The sequence below is a fragment of the Citrobacter sp. Cpo040 genome (genome assembly GCF_030332915.1).
Classification (GTDB): domain Bacteria; phylum Pseudomonadota; class Gammaproteobacteria; order Enterobacterales; family Enterobacteriaceae; genus Citrobacter; species Citrobacter portucalensis.
The window spans coordinates 25,166-42,642 of sequence record NZ_JAOWGX010000025.1 but is presented as its reverse complement, the minus strand read 5'-3'; the positions used below and the strand labels follow the sequence as shown (position 1 = coordinate 42,642).

General features: G+C 53.2%; 15 protein-coding genes. 11 read left to right on the top strand and 4 right to left on the bottom strand.

What is annotated here, in order from left to right:
* Positions 1–53 precede the first annotated feature (53 nt).
* The 3 genes from tyrB (at position 54) to OGX86_RS00485 (ending at position 2,629) form a co-directional block, all read left to right on the top strand.
* Positions 54–1,247 carry an aromatic amino acid transaminase gene (gene tyrB, locus OGX86_RS00495; RefSeq protein WP_048227486.1) on the top strand — a complete coding sequence of 398 codons (1,194 nt, stop codon included), beginning with the start codon at positions 54–56 and terminating at the stop codon, positions 1,245–1,247.
* Between the two features lie 184 nt (positions 1,248–1,431).
* Positions 1,432–2,145 carry an acid phosphatase AphA gene (gene aphA, locus OGX86_RS00490; protein ID WP_003826615.1) on the top strand — a complete coding sequence of 238 codons (714 nt, stop codon included), beginning with the start codon at positions 1,432–1,434 and terminating at the stop codon, positions 2,143–2,145.
* A 127-nt stretch (positions 2,146–2,272) separates the two neighbouring features.
* On the top strand, positions 2,273–2,629 hold the full coding sequence (locus OGX86_RS00485) for an MmcQ/YjbR family DNA-binding protein (RefSeq protein WP_008786927.1): 357 nt from the start codon (positions 2,273–2,275) through the stop codon (positions 2,627–2,629).
* A 974-nt stretch (positions 2,630–3,603) separates the two neighbouring features.
* Here the strand turns inward: OGX86_RS00485 and uvrA are convergent.
* Positions 3,604–6,426: an excinuclease ABC subunit UvrA gene (uvrA, locus tag OGX86_RS00480; RefSeq protein ID WP_284106386.1), complete on the bottom strand. Its 2,823-nt coding sequence runs from the start codon at positions 6,424–6,426 to the stop codon at positions 3,604–3,606.
* A 251-nt stretch (positions 6,427–6,677) separates the two neighbouring features.
* Between uvrA and ssb1 the strand changes: the two genes are divergently transcribed.
* Positions 6,678–7,202 (top strand): single-stranded DNA-binding protein SSB1, encoded by a 525-nt coding sequence (gene ssb1, locus OGX86_RS00475; RefSeq protein ID WP_003826621.1) that lies wholly within the window; start codon positions 6,678–6,680, stop codon positions 7,200–7,202.
* A gap of 66 nt (positions 7,203–7,268) precedes the next feature.
* Here the strand turns inward: ssb1 and OGX86_RS00470 are convergent, their stop codons facing one another.
* On the bottom strand, positions 7,269–7,550 hold the full coding sequence (locus OGX86_RS00470) for a YjcB family protein (RefSeq protein ID WP_003826625.1): 282 nt from the start codon (positions 7,548–7,550) through the stop codon (positions 7,269–7,271).
* Positions 7,551–8,102: 552 nt separating this feature from the next.
* Here OGX86_RS00470 and pdeC point away from each other — a divergent pair.
* Positions 8,103–9,689, top strand: a complete 1,587-nt coding sequence (pdeC, locus tag OGX86_RS00465; protein WP_048215121.1) for a cyclic di-3',5'-guanosine monophosphate phosphodiesterase PdeC — start codon at positions 8,103–8,105, stop codon at positions 9,687–9,689.
* 2 nt (positions 9,690–9,691) lie between these two features.
* Here pdeC and soxS read toward each other — a convergent pair whose 3' ends face one another.
* The gene (gene soxS, locus OGX86_RS00460; protein ID WP_003031731.1) at positions 9,692–10,015 is read right to left on the bottom strand and encodes a superoxide response transcriptional regulator SoxS; all 324 of its coding nucleotides are present in this window, start codon (positions 10,013–10,015) and stop codon (positions 9,692–9,694) included.
* An 86-nt stretch (positions 10,016–10,101) separates the two neighbouring features.
* Here soxS and soxR point away from each other — a divergent pair, with 86 nt between their 5' ends.
* The 4 genes from soxR (at position 10,102) to OGX86_RS00440 (ending at position 15,302) form a co-directional block, all read left to right on the top strand.
* A complete protein-coding gene (soxR, locus tag OGX86_RS00455; protein ID WP_003826630.1) occupies positions 10,102–10,560 on the top strand; it encodes a redox-sensitive transcriptional activator SoxR in 459 nt (152 codons plus the stop codon).
* A 608-nt stretch (positions 10,561–11,168) separates the two neighbouring features.
* On the top strand, positions 11,169–12,518 hold the full coding sequence (gene ghxP, locus OGX86_RS00450) for a guanine/hypoxanthine transporter GhxP (RefSeq protein WP_003826632.1): 1,350 nt from the start codon (positions 11,169–11,171) through the stop codon (positions 12,516–12,518).
* A 157-nt stretch (positions 12,519–12,675) separates the two neighbouring features.
* Positions 12,676–14,322, top strand: a complete 1,647-nt coding sequence (locus OGX86_RS00445; protein WP_003826634.1) for a Na+/H+ antiporter — start codon at positions 12,676–12,678, stop codon at positions 14,320–14,322.
* A 488-nt stretch (positions 14,323–14,810) separates the two neighbouring features.
* Positions 14,811–15,302: an REP-associated tyrosine transposase gene (locus OGX86_RS00440; protein ID WP_149607435.1), complete on the top strand. Its 492-nt coding sequence runs from the start codon at positions 14,811–14,813 to the stop codon at positions 15,300–15,302.
* Positions 15,303–15,377: 75 nt separating this feature from the next.
* Here OGX86_RS00440 and OGX86_RS00435 read toward each other — a convergent pair whose 3' ends face one another.
* A complete protein-coding gene (locus OGX86_RS00435; RefSeq protein ID WP_032942105.1) occupies positions 15,378–16,268 on the bottom strand; it encodes a LysR family transcriptional regulator in 891 nt (296 codons plus the stop codon).
* 101 nt (positions 16,269–16,369) lie between these two features.
* Between OGX86_RS00435 and OGX86_RS00430 the strand changes: the two genes are divergently transcribed.
* Both OGX86_RS00430 and OGX86_RS00425 read left to right on the top strand, forming a co-directional pair.
* The gene (locus OGX86_RS00430) at positions 16,370–16,780 is read left to right on the top strand and encodes a CidA/LrgA family protein (protein ID WP_003826638.1); all 411 of its coding nucleotides are present in this window, start codon (positions 16,370–16,372) and stop codon (positions 16,778–16,780) included.
* Positions 16,773–17,462 (top strand): LrgB family protein, encoded by a 690-nt coding sequence (locus tag OGX86_RS00425; protein ID WP_003031745.1) that lies wholly within the window; start codon positions 16,773–16,775, stop codon positions 17,460–17,462. The genes OGX86_RS00430 and OGX86_RS00425 overlap by 8 nt, the downstream gene beginning before the upstream one ends.
* Positions 17,463–17,477: the final 15 nt, after the last annotated feature.

Genomic DNA, 17,477 nt, shown 5'->3' with positions numbered 1-17,477 from the left:
ACTTCCGGTTTATTGTGTTCTTAACCCCTGCCTGTAAACCCGGAGAACCACACGTGTTTCAAAAAGTTGACGCCTACGCCGGCGACCCGATTTTATCGCTCATGGAGCGCTTCAAAGAAGATTCACGTAGCGACAAAGTGAATCTTAGCATCGGCCTGTATTACAACGAAGACGGCATTATTCCTCAGCTTAAAGCTGTGGCGGAAGCGGAAGCCCGCCTCAATGCCAAACCGCATGGCGCTTCGCTGTATCTGCCGATGGAAGGTCTGAACACGTATCGCCATACTATTGCGCCGCTGCTGTTTGGCGCAGAACATCCGGTTCTCCAGCAGCAGCGCGTCGCAACCATTCAGACGCTGGGCGGCTCCGGTGCGTTAAAGGTTGGCGCAGACTTCCTGAAACGTTATTTCCCTGATTCTGGCGTGTGGGTCAGCGATCCGACCTGGGAAAACCATATCGCGATTTTTGAAGGTGCCGGATTCGAAGTAAGCACTTACCCATGGTATGACGACACGACCAACGGCGTGCGTTTCAACGACCTGCTGGCAACGCTGAATACCCTACCGGCGCGCAGCATCGTGCTGCTACATCCGTGCTGCCATAACCCGACAGGGGCGGATTTAAGGCCTACGCAGTGGGATAGCGTTATTGAGATCCTGAAAGCACGCGATCTGATCCCGTTCCTGGATATTGCTTACCAGGGCTTTGGTGGTGGAATGGAAGACGACGCCTATGCGATTCGCGCCATTGCCAGCGCCGGATTGCCCGCTCTTGTCAGCAACTCATTCTCGAAGATTTTCTCCTTGTACGGCGAGCGTGTCGGCGGACTGTCAGTGGTATGTGAAGACGCTGATACCGCCAGCCGCGTGCTGGGGCAGCTAAAAGCGACGGTGCGTCGAAACTACTCCAGCCCGCCAAACTTTGGTGCGCAGGTAGTTGCCGCGGTACTGGGTGATGACGCGCTGAAAGCCAATTGGCTGGCGGAAGTTGAAGAGATGCGTACCCGCATTCTGGCGATGCGCCAGGAGTTGGTTAACGTATTGAATACGGAGATCCCAGGCCGTAACTTTGACTACCTGCTGCAACAGCGCGGGATGTTCAGCTATACCGGGCTTAGCGCAGCCCAGGTTGATCGTCTGCGCGATGAGTTCGGTGTATACCTGATCGCCAGCGGTCGCATGTGCGTGGCCGGGTTGAATCACGGTAACGTGCAGCGCGTGGCGAAGGCATTTGCCGCCGTCATGTAACCGACTTTGCAGGCCTGATAAGCGTCGCGCCATCAGGCCTGTTTTCCAATGTGATCGTGCTCCTTTTCCAGGACAAAACCAGAGAAAATCCTTCCTTTCCCTCCCCCTAAGGGGTAAGGTCAGATAGTTTTTTGACCAGTTGTTAATAAAAAAATGATAACTAACTGACTACTTAGGGAAAAATATGCGCAAGTTTACGTTGGCACTGAGTGCCGTTTGTTTATTGTTCACGCTAAATCAGCCAGCCCAGGCACTCGTTTCTTCTCCCTCTCAGCTCAATCCAGGCACTAACGTTGCAAAGCTCGCTGAGCAGGCTCCCATTCACTGGGTCTCCGTGGCACAAATTGAAAACAGCCTGACCGGACGTCCGCCGATGGCCGTCGGGTTTGATATCGATGACACTGTCCTCTTTTCCAGCCCAGGCTTCTGGCGCGGTAAAAAAACGTATTCTCCGGACAGTGAGGATTACCTGAAGAATCCGGCCTTCTGGGAAAAAATGAACAATGGCTGGGACGAGTTCAGTATTCCAAAAGAAGTCGCGCGCCAACTGATTGATATGCACGTGCGTCGCGGTGACAGCATCTTTTTCGTGACCGGGCGTAGCCAGACGAAGACTGAAACGGTGTCGAAAACGTTGTCTGATAACTTTCACATCCCAGCTGGAAATATGAATCCGGTCATTTTTGCCGGCGACAAGCCGGGTCAGAACACCAAAACGCAGTGGCTGCAGGATAAAAATATCCGCATGTTCTACGGTGACTCCGATAATGACATCACTGCCGCTCGCGACGTGGGTATTCGCGGTATTCGCATTTTGCGCGCCTCTAACTCCACTTATAAGCCGCTGCCACAGGCCGGTGCGTTTGGTGAAGAGGTGATCGTCAACTCGGAATATTGAGGACGCTGGCTGCGGATTGCTGTTTTTTTAAACAAATTTACATTGCTGGCTTTTACCTTTTGCGGACTTGCTGCACACTGAATAAAAGATGTTCTCATGAGGCAATATGCTGGTAAGGGGAATAAAGATGACGAATTCGGAGTTGCTGCAATACTGCATGGCAAAAACGGGCGCGGAGCAGAGCGTTCACAGTGACTGGAAGGCCACGCAAATCAAAGTCGAAGATGTGCTTTTTGCCATGGTAAAAGAGGTGGAAGAACGCCCGGCGGTGTCTCTGAAAACCAGCCCTGAACTGGCAGAACTGTTGCGCCAGCAGCATAGCGATGTTCGGCCAAGCAGGCATCTCAATAAGGCGCACTGGAGTACGGTGTATCTGGACGGCTCGCTGCCGGATTCACAGATTTATTATCTGGTCGACGCCTCTTATCAGCAGGCTGTGAACACGTTGCCGGAAGATAAACGCCGGATACTGACGCAGCCCTGATCCGTTTCGCCGGATGCGGCGCAAGCGCCTTATCCGGCCTACAGGCTTTATGCCCGGTCTGTAGTTTCGTAGGCCTGATAAGCGCAGCGCCATCAGGCACAACCGTAGCCGGATGCGGTGTAAGCGCCTTATCCGGCCTACAAGCTTTATACCTGGTCTGTAGTTTCGTAGGCCTGATAAGCGCAGCGCCATCAGGCACAACCGTAGCCGGATGCGGTGTAAGCGCCTTATCCGGCCTACAGGCTTTATGCGTATTCTGTAGTTTCGTAGGCCTGATAAGCGCAGCGCCATCAGGCACAACCGTAGCCGGATGCGGTGTAAGCGCCTTATCCGGCCTACAAGCTTTAAACTGGTCTGTAGTTTCGTAGGCCTGATAAGCGCAGCGCCATCAGGCATAACCGTTGCCGGATGCGGCGCAAGCGCCTTATCCGGCCTACAGGCTTTATACCTGGTCTGTAGTTTCGTAGGCCTGATAAGCGCAGCGCCATCAGGCACAACGGTTGCCGGATGCGGCGCAAGCGCCTTATCCGGCCTACAGGTTTTATGCATATTCTGTAGTTTCGTAGGCCTGAAAAGCGCAGCGCCATCAGGCACAACCGTAGCCGGATGCGGCGCAAGCGCCTTATCCGGCCTACGGGCTTTATGCATATTCTGTAGTTTCGTAGGCCTGATAAGCGTAGCGCCATCAGGCATAACCGTTGCCGGATGCGGCGCAAGCGCCTTATCCGGCCTACAAGTTTTATGCCTGGTCTGTAGTTTCGTAGGCCAGATAAGCGCAGCGCCATCAGGCACAACGGTTGCCGGATGCGGCGCAAGCGCCTTATCCGGCCTACAGGCTTTATGCCCGGTCTGTAGTTTCGTAGGCCTGATAAGCGTCGCGCCATCAGGCACAACCGTAGCCGGATGCGGCGCAAGCGCCTTATCCGGCCTACAAGCTTTATGCATATTCTGTAGGCCAGACAAGTGTTGCGTAATTACAACAGCGGTTTGAGGAAGCGGGCCGTGTGTGAGGCTTCACACTCAGCGACCGTTTCTGGTGTGCCGGAGACAAGGATTTCGCCGCCGCCGCTGCCGCCTTCCGGACCGAGATCGACAATCCAGTCTGCGGTCTTAATCACGTCCAGATTGTGCTCAATCACTACGATGGTGTTGCCCTGATCCCGGAGTTGATGCAGCACGTCCAACAGTTGCTGAATATCCGCAAAATGCAGACCGGTGGTCGGCTCATCGAGAATATACAGCGTTTGCCCGGTACCGCGTTTGGACAGTTCGCGCGCCAGCTTCACGCGCTGTGCTTCACCGCCCGAGAGCGTGGTAGCGGACTGGCCCAGTCGAATGTACGTCAGGCCAACGTCCATCAGCGTTTGCAGCTTACGCGCCAGCGCCGGAACGGCATCGAAGAACTCACGTGCTTCTTCAATCGTCATATCCAGCACTTCGTGGATAGTCTTGCCTTTGTACTTAATTTCTAACGTTTCGCGGTTATAGCGCTTGCCTTTGCACTGATCGCACGGCACGTAGATATCCGGCAGGAAGTGCATTTCGACTTTGATCACGCCGTCGCCCTGACAGGCTTCACAGCGTCCGCCACGGACGTTAAAGCTGAAACGCCCCGGCGTGTAACCGCGTGCGCGTGACTCCGGTACACCGGCAAACAGTTCGCGCACTGGCGTAAATACGCCGGTGTAGGTTGCCGGGTTAGAGCGCGGCGTACGGCCAATCGGGCTTTGGTCAATGTCGATCACTTTGTCGAAATGCTCCAGGCCCTGAACGTCGCGATACGGCGCAGGTTCAGCCAGCGTCGCACCGTTCAGCGCCGTCTGTGCAATCGGGAACAGTGTGTCGTTAATCAGTGTCGATTTACCCGAACCGGAAACACCGGTAATGCAGGTAAATAAACCTACCGGCAGCGTCAGGGTGACATCTTTCAGGTTGTTACCGCGTGCGCCGGTGAGCTTCAGCACTTTCTCTGGGTCAGCCGCAACGCGCTGTTTAGGCACTTCAATCTTGCGTTTACCGCTCATGTACTGGCCGGTCAGCGACTCAGGCACTGCCATGATGTCGTCGAGTCTCCCTTCGGCAACGACCTGACCGCCGTGAACACCCGCGCCCGGGCCGATATCGATAACGTGGTCAGCGGCGCGAATCGCGTCTTCATCGTGCTCGACCACAATAACGGTATTACCCAGATTACGCAGGTGGATAAGCGTACCCAGCAGACGTTCGTTATCGCGCTGGTGCAGGCCAATAGACGGCTCATCCAGTACGTACATTACACCGACCAGACCCGCGCCGATCTGGCTTGCCAGGCGAATACGCTGGGCCTCACCGCCGGAGAGTGTTTCCGCCGACCGCGATAGCGTCAGGTAGTTGAGGCCGACGTTGACCAGGAACTTCAGACGATCGCCAATCTCTTTAAGAATTTTCTCGGCAATCTTCGCCCGCTGACCTGCGAGCTTCAGATTGTTGAAGAAATCCATTGCATGACCGATGCTCATGTCAGAAATCGCAGGCAGCGGCGTATTTTCAACAAATACGTGACGGGCTTCCCGGCGTAAACGCGTCCCTTCACAGCTGGCGCAAGGACGGTTACTGATGAACTTGGCTAATTCTTCACGTACTGCGCTGGATTCCGTCTCTTTATAGCGGCGCTCCATATTGTGCAATACGCCTTCGAACGGATGGCGACGTACGGACGTATCACCACGATCGTTCATGTATTTAAATTCGATATTCTCTTTACCGGAACCGTAAAGTACCACTTTATGCACAGCAGGGTTCAGGCTGGCCCACGGGGCTTCAACGTCGAACTTATAGTGTTCCGCCAGAGACTTAAGCATCTGGAAGTAATAGAAGTTACGGCGATCCCAACCGCGGATAGCACCACCGGCCAGCGACAGTTCCGGGTTTTGGATCACCCGATCAGGATCGAAATATTGCTGCACGCCGAGACCGTCACAGGTTGGACACGCGCCCGCCGGGTTGTTAAACGAGAACAGCCGCGGTTCCAGTTCGCGCATGCTATAGCCGCAGATAGGGCAGGCGAAGTTGGCGGAGAATAACAGCTCCTCCGCTTTCGGGTCGTCCATATCGGCAACGACCGCCGTACCGCCGGACAGTTCCAGCGCGGTTTCAAAGGATTCCGCCAGTCGTTGGGTGAGATCGTCACGGACTTTAAAGCGGTCAATCACCACTTCAATGGTGTGTTTCTTTTGCAGCTCAAGCTTGGGCGGATCGGAAAGGTCACACACTTCACCGTCGATACGGGCGCGGATATAGCCCTGGCCTGCCAGGTTTTCCAGCGTTTTGGTGTGCTCGCCTTTACGCTCTTTAATCACCGGTGCCAGCAGCATCAGACGCTTACCTTCCGGCTGCGACAGGACGTTATCCACCATCTGGCTTACGGTCTGCGCTGCCAGGGGGACGTCGTGATCCGGACAGCGCGGCTCGCCAACGCGGGCAAACAGCAGACGCAGATAGTCGTGAATTTCGGTAATTGTACCTACCGTGGATCGCGGGTTATGGGACGTCGATTTTTGTTCAATTGAGATGGCAGGAGAGAGCCCCTCAATGTGGTCGACGTCCGGTTTTTCCATCAGCGACAGAAATTGACGCGCGTACGCGGAAAGGGATTCAACGTAACGACGCTGCCCTTCGGCATATAAGGTGTCGAAAGCGAGCGAAGATTTGCCTGAGCCCGAAAGCCCGGTGACGACAATCAGCTTGTCGCGCGGGATGACGAGGTTGATGTTTTTGAGATTATGGGTGCGGGCGCCCCGAACTTCGATCTTATCCATTCATCTTTCCCGGATTAAACGCTTTTTTGCCTGGCTGCATGGTGCTACCGGCGATCACAAACGGTTAATTATGACACAACCTGACCTGAATGGATATACAGTATTGGAATGCAAAACGCAGACGTCTGTGCAACAATGTCTGGCTGGGGTTGTTTACTGGAATCAACTTCGCAACGTAGTAAAAGCGCTATTGGAAATGCTACAATCCCGCGCTTACACTTATTCAGTAACGTTTTTCAGGAGACACGATCATGGCCAGCAGAGGCGTAAACAAGGTGATTCTCGTCGGTAATCTGGGCCAGGACCCGGAAGTACGCTATATGCCGAATGGTGGCGCAGTTGCCAACATTACGCTGGCTACTTCCGAATCCTGGCGTGATAAAGCGACCGGTGAAATGAAAGAGCAGACTGAATGGCACCGTGTTGTGCTGTTCGGCAAACTGGCGGAAGTGGCCAGCGAATATCTGCGTAAAGGTTCTCAGGTCTATATCGAAGGTCAGCTGCGTACCCGCAAATGGACCGATCAGTCCGGCGTAGAAAAGTACACCACAGAAGTTGTGGTTAACGTTGGCGGCACCATGCAAATGCTGGGTGGTCGTCAGGGTGGTGGTGCTCCGGCAGGTGGCGGTCAGCAGCAGGGCGGTTGGGGTCAACCTCAGCAGCCGCAGGGTGGCAACCAGTTCAGCGGCGGCGCACAGTCTCGCCCGCAACAGTCAGCGCCGGCAGCACCGTCTAATGAGCCGCCGATGGATTTCGACGACGATATTCCGTTCTAATCCCACTGCGCTATGCTGAAAATAATGGCTACCTCAAGACTGGGGTAGCCATATGCAATTTTGTTATCAGTTCAACACCATCGGCCAATCTGGCGGTGTGTGGCTCATCACGTCAACCATTACGGTTTCAATGTTCTTCCAGATAGCGGACATATCCACCAGGGTTATGCCGAGCAATCCAGTCGCAAACCAGCAGGCAAAAACCAGCCCCAAACCGCTGCTAATGACGGCCAGGCCAATATAATCTGATTTACGAAAACGGATATTGAGCGTACTGGCTAAAAACATCAGCACCGCGCTGAGTAGTTGCCACCGCAGAAGAACCACGCCAGTTGTTATTGTCGCCATGAAAAACGTCCTCAGAAAGTCTGGATGCCCAGGACAGCGCGGGGGGGTTCACCGAGGGTGTGATACTCTGGCTATCGACGGGCAATAACATGAATGAAACATTGTTTCTGTTACATGATTTTTGTGAACTATATCACATCTGGTCGTTTGTTCACCAGTATTGGCCGTTATTTTTGCAGGCTTATAACCACTCTAAATCTGTGGTTTTGTTTAATGAAGAGTTGATAATAAATAACCATCTTTTAAACATACATTTAATCTACTTGTTATATTTATCCTAAATTAAACGTTAAAAAAATTTAATGAATTTCTTAAATGCAGCCAGGATAACGCTCATAAAAAATTACTCCGTGGGGATAATAACGTTATGAAATAAGCATAACTTTAAGTTTGCCTTACGGAAAAATAATATCATCATCAACTATTATCAGACTTTTACATAGAGAAGTCTGTTGCTAATACTGATAGATTCATGCAACTTAATCAGTCGGTGTTTATAGCATCCTGCCTTGATGGGTTCTGGCATATACGAAACAGGGAAATAGGGCTGACATGAATCACAGTGCGCGACGCAAGATGCTGAAGTTCCTGGGAACATTCATGGTGGTATTGTTCCCCGTGGTGCTGGCGATATGGTTTGCGCACATCCGGGCGATGACCGAAACCCATAGCCAACTCCGCTCTTTTGCTCAACTGGTGTTAAATAAAACAGAATTGGTGATCCTACAAGCTGATTTGGCGCGTGATATGGCCCAGTTGTATCAGGGTAAGATGTGTACCCCGGCACATCAGAAAAGTATGCTAAATATTATTCGCGGTCGTTTATATATCAGTGAGCTAATTTATGCGCAGGGCGATCATTTTTTGTGCTCTACGTCTATGACGCCGCCTGTTACTTATATTATGCCGACACCTGACTATAAACGTACGCCGGATATCGCCATCTATTACTACCGCGATACCCCTTTTTTCGCTGGCTACAGAATGACGTACATGCAACGCGGGAACTACGTCGCAGTCATCAATCCATTGTCCTACAGCGAAGTCATGTCAGATGATCCGGATCTCTCCTGGGGCGTGTATGACACAGTAACAGATACGTTTTTCTCTGCCAGCGAAGCGGCAAATATTGCGCAGTTCGCGCCGCTCATACGCGGTGAAGCCTCGACCTTTCAACAAGACGATCGCTTCTACACCATCGTGCATTCTGAAAAACGTCCAATTGCGATTATTGTGTCGACCTCAGACAACCGCGTAAGTCAGATTTTCTATCACGAGGCGGTATTAACCATCCCCTTCGGGATTATCTGCAGCATCCTGATATTGCTAATGTGGTGGCGCACGCGCCAGGAATACTTATCCCCTCGGCGTTTGCTAAAACGCGCGATCAAAAAACGTCAGCTTTGCCTGCATTACCAGCCGATTATTGATATTAAGAATGGGCAATGTGTTGGTGCTGAAGCTCTGCTGCGCTGGCCGGGCTGTAAAGGTGAGGTGATGAGCCCGACGGAGTTTATTCCGCTGGCTGAAAAAGAGGGAATGATTGAGCGGATCACGGATTATGTCGTTGAAGAGGTGTTCAACGATTTGGGGTATTTTCTTTCGGCGCATCCTCAGCTTTCTATATCGATTAACCTTTCCGCTTCTGACTTTCATTCATCCCGATTGATTGCTCTGATTAACGACAAAAATCGTGAGTACTCCGTGGCGGCCCAGCAAATTAAAGTCGAAGTGACCGAGCGTGGGTTCATAGATGTACATAAAATGACCCCCGTAATCCAGGCGTTCCGCAAAGCGGGTTATGAAGTGGCATTTGATGATTTTGGCACGGGATATTCCAATCTGCATAATTTGTCAGCGCTGAATGTCGATATCCTGAAGATCGACAAATCGTTTATTAGCACGTTGTCCACTAACAGCACCAGTCACTTGATTGCCGAACATATTATTGAGATGGCACAAAGCTTACACCTGAAGACGATTGCGGAAGGGGTGGAAACGAAGGAGCAAATCGAATGGCTGCTTGAACGCGGCGTACAGTATTGTCAGGGCTGGTATTTTGCGAAGGCGCTGCCGCCGCAGGAGTTCATGCACTGGATACAACGGTCGCCCGCCATACTGACGCAGAGCGGGCAATAATCTTACAGACGATGGCGGTAGTCGCTGGGAGTACGATCAAATTCGCGGCGAAACACACGCGAGAAGGTTTGTTGCGACACATAACCAAGATCCATCGCGATATCAAAAATAGGTCGCTCAGTTGTCCGCAGTTCAACGGCGGCCAGCAAAAGCCGACGCTGGCGGATGTAGTCACCCAAGGTCTGGCGCGTCACCGTGCGGAACATTCTTTGTAAATACCACTTCGAGTAACCTGATTTTTTCGCCACCGCCTCAATGTTCAGCGGTTGATCGATATGTTCATCAATCCATTCAATAAGGGTCTGAATAATCTGCTGATGGGACATAGGGCTGCCTCTTTCTCAGTATTCGATTCGTCGTTTTGTCTGTGGGCGAGTATAATTCCTCAAGTTAACTTGAGGTAAAGCGATTTATGGAAAAGAAATTACCCCGGATAAAAGCGCTGCTCACACCAGGTGAAGTCGCCAAACGTAGCGGCGTGGCGGTATCGACCCTGCATTTCTATGAAAGCAAAGGGTTAATCAGTAGCATGCGCAACAGCGGCAATCAGCGCCGATACAAACGTGATGTGTTGCGTTACGTCGCGATAATCAAGATTGCTCAACGCATCGGGATCCCGCTGGCCACGATCGGTGACGCGTTAGGGGTATTACCTGAGGGGCATTCGCTTAGTGCCAAAGAGTGGAAGCAGCTCTCTTCGCAATGGCGTGAAGAACTGGACCGACGCATCCATACTTTGGTGGCGCTACGCGATGAGCTGGATGGGTGTATTGGTTGCGGATGCTTGTCACGTAGCGATTGCCCGTTGCGTAACCCTGGCGATCAGCTTGGCGAGCAGGGGACCGGAGCGCGCCTGCTGGAAGATGATTAATTAGTTTAAAATATGTGACGGGTATGAAGGATATAAAACTAAAGCGCCACAGAGGGCGCTTTAGTTTGGTTCCGGTCTTTGTCTTTCACTCTATCCCGCTGGTTCACGGGAGGGTTTCCCCCGACATCAACACCCCTCAGTCGAGCACATTAGGGGAGGTTCCGGCCTGTGTTGATAATGTAAGTGTAAGCCACCTCCCTCCATTTGCCAGTGAAATGGTGATTTTTTAGCCAAAAAATTTTACGCATCTGCACCTGTTTTCTTGCGCGAGTTGCGCGAAATAAACACGTCGATGTTGTAATAACTCCGCGAAATTTGTTGCCAAATTGCGCATTGACGATAACGTTTGCGCATCGACTGGTTATTTCTTGCGCGTTATAAGAAGAAATGAGTAAAAAGCGGCAAAGTTCAGTTGAAAACCAGCGTATGATCGCTGGATAATCGTTTGCTTTTTTTTACCACCCGTTTTTTATGCGCGGAGCTAAACGTTTGCTTTTTTGCGACACCCCTATTGACGCAAACCTGGCACATGGAGAAAACGTTTAGCAGGCAGTGGATTGTCCAGCACGCATAATGACGAAAAAATAAACTCTCAGGGGATGTTTTCTATGTCTACGCCTTCAGCGCGTACCGGCGGTTCACTCGACGCCTGGTTTAAAATTTCGCTCCGCGGCAGTACCGTTCGTCAGGAAGTCGTTGCCGGATTAACGACCTTCCTGGCCATGGTCTACTCCGTTATCGTGGTTCCGGGGATGCTGGGTAAAGCCGGGTTCCCACCTGCTGCTGTATTTGTGGCGACCTGTCTGGTCGCGGGCGTCGGTTCTATTGTGATGGGCCTGTGGGCAAACCTGCCGCTGGCAATTGGTTGCGCCATTTCTCTGACCGCATTTACCGCATTCAGCCTGGTGCTGGGCCAACATATTAGCGTGCCCGTTGCGCTGGGTGCGGTGTTCCTGATGGGTGTCCTGTTTACCATCATTTCCGCGACCGGTATCCGTAGCTGGATCCTGCGCAATCTGCCGCAGGGCGTTGCGCATGGTACGGGGATTGGTATCGGCCTGTTCCTGCTGCTGATTGCGGCAAACGGTGTCGGTCTGGTAATTAAGAACCCGCTGGACGGCCTGCCGGTTGCGCTGGGTGACTTCGATACCTTCCCGGTCATTATGTCGTTGATTGGTCTGGCGGTGATTATTGGCCTCGAAAAACTGAAAGTACCGGGTGGCATTCTGCTGACCATTATCGGTATTTCCGTGGTTGGTCTGATTTTCGACCCGGCCGTGCATTTCTCCGGCATTTTTGCCATGCCGTCTCTGAGTGATGAAAACGGCAATTCGCTGATCGGCAGCCTGGATATCATGGGGGCACTGAACCCGATTGTCCTGCCGAGCGTGTTGGCGCTGGTCATGACCGCTGTCTTCGATGCAACCGGAACCATCCGCGCGGTAGCCGGACAGGCGAATCTGCTGGATAAAGACGGACAGATTATCGACGGTGGCAAGGCGCTGACCACTGACTCCCTGAGCAGTGTGTTCTCTGGTCTGGTGGGTGCAGCTCCGGCGGCGGTTTACATTGAATCCGCAGCGGGTACGGCGGCAGGCGGTAAAACTGGCCTGACAGCGATCACCGTTGGCGTGTTGTTCCTTCTGATTCTGTTCCTCTCTCCGCTCTCTTATCTTGTACCTGTGTACGCAACGGCACCTGCGCTGATGTATGTGGGTCTGTTGATGCTGAGCAATGTTGCGAAAATCGATTTCGCTGACTTTGTCGACGCAATGGCAGGACTGGTTACGGCCGTATTTATCGTGCTGACCTGTAACATCGTTACCGGCATCATGATTGGCTTTGCGACCCTGGTAATTGGCCGCATCGTTTCTGGTGAATGGCGCAAACTGAACATCGGCACCGTGGTGATCGCCATCGCGCTGGTGGCCTTCTACGCCGGCGGTTGGGCTATCTGATTCTGATTTCCTGAAGATCCTAAAAACGGGTGGCTTTGGCCGCCCGTTTTCATTTTCAGAACACACTCGTTGTCTTTTGCGTTACTCTCAATTAGATAGAATTGAGGCACGACGCCTCTCATTAGCAATCATAAGAAACATCGCAAACAGGGAACGCATGGAAATCTTTTTCACCATACTTATCATGACCCTTGTGGTCTCGCTGTCGGGGGTATTTACTCGCGTATTGCCCTTCCAACTTCCTTTACCCCTTATGCAGATCGCCATCGGCGCCTTGCTGGCGTGGCCGACGTTTGGTTTGCATGTGGAATTCGATCCTGAGCTGTTCCTGGTTCTGTTCATCCCGCCGCTGCTCTTTGCCGATGGCTGGAAGACGCCAACGCGTGAGTTTCTCGAGCACGGGCGAGAGATTTTCGGCCTGGCGCTGGCGCTGGTGCTGGTCACGGTGGTCGGCATTGGCTTTATGATTTACTGGCTGGTGCCGGGGATCCCTCTCATCCCAGCCTTTGCGCTGGCTGCTGTGCTATCGCCAACCGATGCCGTCGCACTTTCCGGCATTGTGGGAGAGGGACGTATACCGAAGAAAATCATGGGTATCCTGCAGGGCGAAGCGTTGATGAACGACGCCTCCGGTCTGGTCTCTCTGAAGTTTGCCGTCGCCGTGGCGATGGGGACGATGGTGTTTACCGTTGGTGGCGCAACGCTTGAGTTCTTCAAAGTGGCGATTGGCGGCATCCTGGCTGGTTTTGTCGTCAGTTGGCTGTACGGCCGCTCCCTGCGCTTCCTCAGCCGCTGGGGCGGTGACGAGCCGGCAACGCAAATCGTCCTGCTGTTCCTGCTACCGTTTGCGTCTTACCTAATTGCGGAACATATCGGCGTTTCCGGTATCCTCGCGGCGGTCGCTGCCGGGATGACGATCACCCGTTCCGGGGTGATGCGCCGCGCGCCGCTGGCGATGCGTTTACGTGCTAACAGTACCTGGGCGATGCTGGAGTTTGTATTTAACGGCATGGTCTTCTTGCTGTTAGGGCTACAGTTACCGGGAATTCTGGAGTCTTCTTTGGCGGCGGCCGAGGCCGATCCGAATGTTGAAATCTGGATGCTGTTTACCGATGTCGTGCTGATTTACGTGGCGCTAATGCTGGTACGTTTTGGCTGGCTGTGGACCATGAAAAAGTTCAGTCTGCGCTTCCTGAAGAAAAAACCGATGGAGTTTGGATCCTGGACGACGCGTGAAATCATGATCGCCTCTTTTGCCGGTGTACGCGGGGCAATTACCCTCGCCGGTGTGCTCTCCATTCCACTGTTGTTACCGGATGGTAGCGGCTTCCCGGCGCGATATGAGCTGATCTTCCTTGCCGCAGGCGTGATCCTGTTTTCGCTATTTGTCGGCGTGGTGATGCTGCCGATTCTGCTACAACATCTGGAAGTGGCAGACCACTCGCAGCAGCAGAAAGAGGAACGTATTGCCCGCGCCGCCACGGCAGAAGTGGCGATTGTCGCGATCCAGAAAATGGAGGAGCGACTGGCCGCAGACACCGAAGAGAACATCGATAACCAGTTGCTCACCGAGGTGAGTTCACGCGTGATTGGTAACCTGCGCCGACGCGCCGACGGGCGCAACGATGTGGAAAGCTCGATGCAGGAAGAAAACCTCGAGCGACGTTTCCGCCTGGCAGCGCTGCGTTCAGAACGCGCGGAGCTTTATCACCTGCGCGCCACGCGTGAAATCAGCAATGAAACGCTGCAAAAACTACTGCACGACCTGGATTTGCTGGAAGCGCTGTTGATTGAGAATCAGTAAACGATAGCGCCTGATGCGCTACGCTTATCAGGCCTACAAAACCGGCAACAGCGATGTAGGCCGGATAAGGCGCTAGCCGCATCCGGCGAAGGGTGTGCCTGATGCGCTACGCTTATCAGGCCTACAAGACCGGCAACAGCGATGTAGGCCGGATAAGGCGCTAGCCGCATCCGGCGAAGGGTGTGCCTGATGCGCTACGCTTATCAGGCCTACAAGACCGGCAACAGCGATGTAGGCGGCCGGATAAGGCGCTAGCCGCATCCGGCGAAGGGGTGCCTGATGCGCTACGCTTATCAGGCCTACAAGACCGGCAACAGCGATGTAGGCCGGATAAGGCGCTAGCCGCATCCGGCGAAAGGTGGGCCAAATGCCGCGCAACTGGCTGCAAGAAATTATTCATCGTGTAATTTGCGAGCGGCTTTCCTGAACGAAACCATCCCTCTTGTCGATTCCCTCTTTTCTCCATACGGTTGAGGAAAGGGGGAAACATGTCCAACTATCGACGAAATTACATCAATGGGGGAACCTGGTTTTTTACGGTAAATCTGCAGGACCGTCGAAGCCATCTTCTGACTGCCAACATTCACGCGCTTCGGTGTGCAATCGCTGCGGTCAAAAAGGTTAGGCCTTTTCGCATCAATGCGTGGGTCGTTTTACCCGAGCATATGCATTGTATATGGACGTTACCTGGCAATGATGCGGATTATTCCTCTCGCTGGCGGGAAATTAAGAAGCATTTCACCCACTCATTGTCTTCCCGACATATCTGGCAATCTCGCTTTTGGGAGCACACCATCCGTGATGAACATGATTATCGCCAGCATGTTGATTATATTTACATTAACCCGGTGAAGCACGGTTGGGTAAAGCAGGTACAGGCTTGGCCTTTTTCAACATTTCATCGTGATGTGAGGCACGGTTTGTACCCGCAAGATTGGGCAGGTGAAATCATGGATTTTAATGCGGGTGAACGTGCCTGATGCGCTACGCTTATCAGGCCTACAACACCGGCATACCGATGTAGGCCGGATAAGGCGTTAGCCGCATCCGGCATTTTACGACGCTTGCGGTAGCCAAAACCCTTCACAGCATTTGAGCCACGCCTGGGCGCTGTGCGACAGATACACGCCTTCGCGCCAAATCATGCCCAACTGCCAGCGTAAGTCACTCTCCAGAGGGATCCAGCGCAACGTTTGCTTATCCAGCCGCTGGCAAATCGGCTCCGGTAAAATGGCAATCCCGACCCCGGCTTGTACCATTGCCGCCAGAAAATCCCACTGCCCGCTGCGCACTGCGATGCGGGGTTTGACGTTGTGTTGGCTAAACAGCTCAAGCAATTGGCGGCTCAACGCGAAATCTTCGTTGTAGATAAGCAGCGGATGTTCCGCCAGCGCCTCGGGGGAAATGGATTCGCACGTTGTCCACTGACCGGAGCGGGGGACCAGCACGCAGAGCGGATGACTAAAAAGCGGTAAGGTCGCCAGACCGCTCTCTTCCTCAACTGGCAACGCAGTCATCGCGACATCCAGGTCACCGTTCATTACCGCCTGCTGAACGGTTAAGCCGCCAAATTCAGAGACCTTCAGCTCAACGCCGGGATAGCGCTGGCGAAACAGGCCGATCGGCCCAGCCATTAACATCCCCACCATGGGCGGGATACCGAGGCGCAGCACGCCCTTGTTGAGGTGATTTATGTCACTGAGTTCCGCTTCAAGCTGGCGAAACTCGGCAAGGATCGCCAGGCCGCGTTCGAAAACGACCTGCCCGGTATCGGTTAACAGCAGTCGCCGACCATCGCGGATTAACAGCGTGCAGTTAAGCTCGTCTTCAAGGTTCTTCAACATCTTGCTGATGGTGGGCTGGGTGACAAAAAGCTTCTCCGCTGCGCGGGTAAAGCTCTGCTGACGAACCACTTCAACAAAATATCGCAGCGTTCTGATATCCATGATTATTCCTTAAGACTATGCCTGCAATGAGTTTAATTCATTTCAGTCCTGGAAGGGGGCTCTCTATACTGGCGCTCTCTATTTTTTAAGGACATACCCTCATGGCTGTGGCGATAAGCCGCGTGACGCCTGCCGTTATTCATCGACTCCAGATTCCTGTTCAGGTTCTGTTGTACGCAGGTCTTTTTGTATTTGCTCAATATCTTGTCTCCTGGCTGCATCTGCCGCTTCCCGCCAACCTGGTCGGGATGGTGCTGATGCTGGCGTTAATTGTCTGTCGGGTTATCCCGCTGAACTGGATTCGCGCAGGTGCTCGCTGGTTACTGGCTGAAATGCTGCTGTTTTTTGTTCCGGCGGTGGTCGCCGTTGTGAACTACACGCAGCTGTTGCTGGTTGATGGCTGGCGTATATTTGCCGTGATTGCGATCAGTACGCTGATGGTGCTCGGCGCAACGGCGTGGGTGGTGGATAAAGTGTATCGCTATGAAATGCGCAGGCTAAACCGTGAGTAATTTCCAGTTAAGCGTGTTGTGTCTGGTGATTACGCTGGGTATCTACTTTGCCAATAAGCGCCTGTATCGCCGTTTTCGTAAATTACCCCTAATGCCATTAGTTCTCACCCCGGCCCTGCTGGTGCTGATGCTGGTCTTCGGCCATATCTCCTGGCAAAACTATATCGGTGAATCGCACTGGTTGCTGTGGTTGTTAGGCCCAGCGACCATCGCGTTTGCCGTTCCGGTGTATGACAACCTTGCCGTGATTAAGCGTCACTGGATGTCGCTGACGGCGGGCGTGGTAACGGCAACGCTGGTGGCCGTCACCAGTTCCGTATGGCTGGCGCGCCTGTTTATGTTGCCTGATGAGATCCAACGCAGTCTGGCGGTGCGCTCCGTCACCACACCGTTTGCGCTGGCGGCGGCAGAACCGTTGGGCGGGCAGCCGGACCTGGTGGCATTGTTCGTGGTGGTGACCGGCGTATTTGGTATGGCGGTCGGCGATGTGCTGTTTTTACGGCTTTCCATTCGTGAAGGGATGGCGAAAGGCGCAGGATTTGGCGCAGCATCGCACGGCGCAGGCACGGCACGCTCTTATGAACTCGGTCAGCAGGAAGGGGTCGTTGCCAGCCTGGTGATGATGCTTTCCGGCGTGGTAATGGTGCTGGTGGCACCGCTGGTGGCGAGGCTGATGTTCTGAGAAAGGATGTAATCC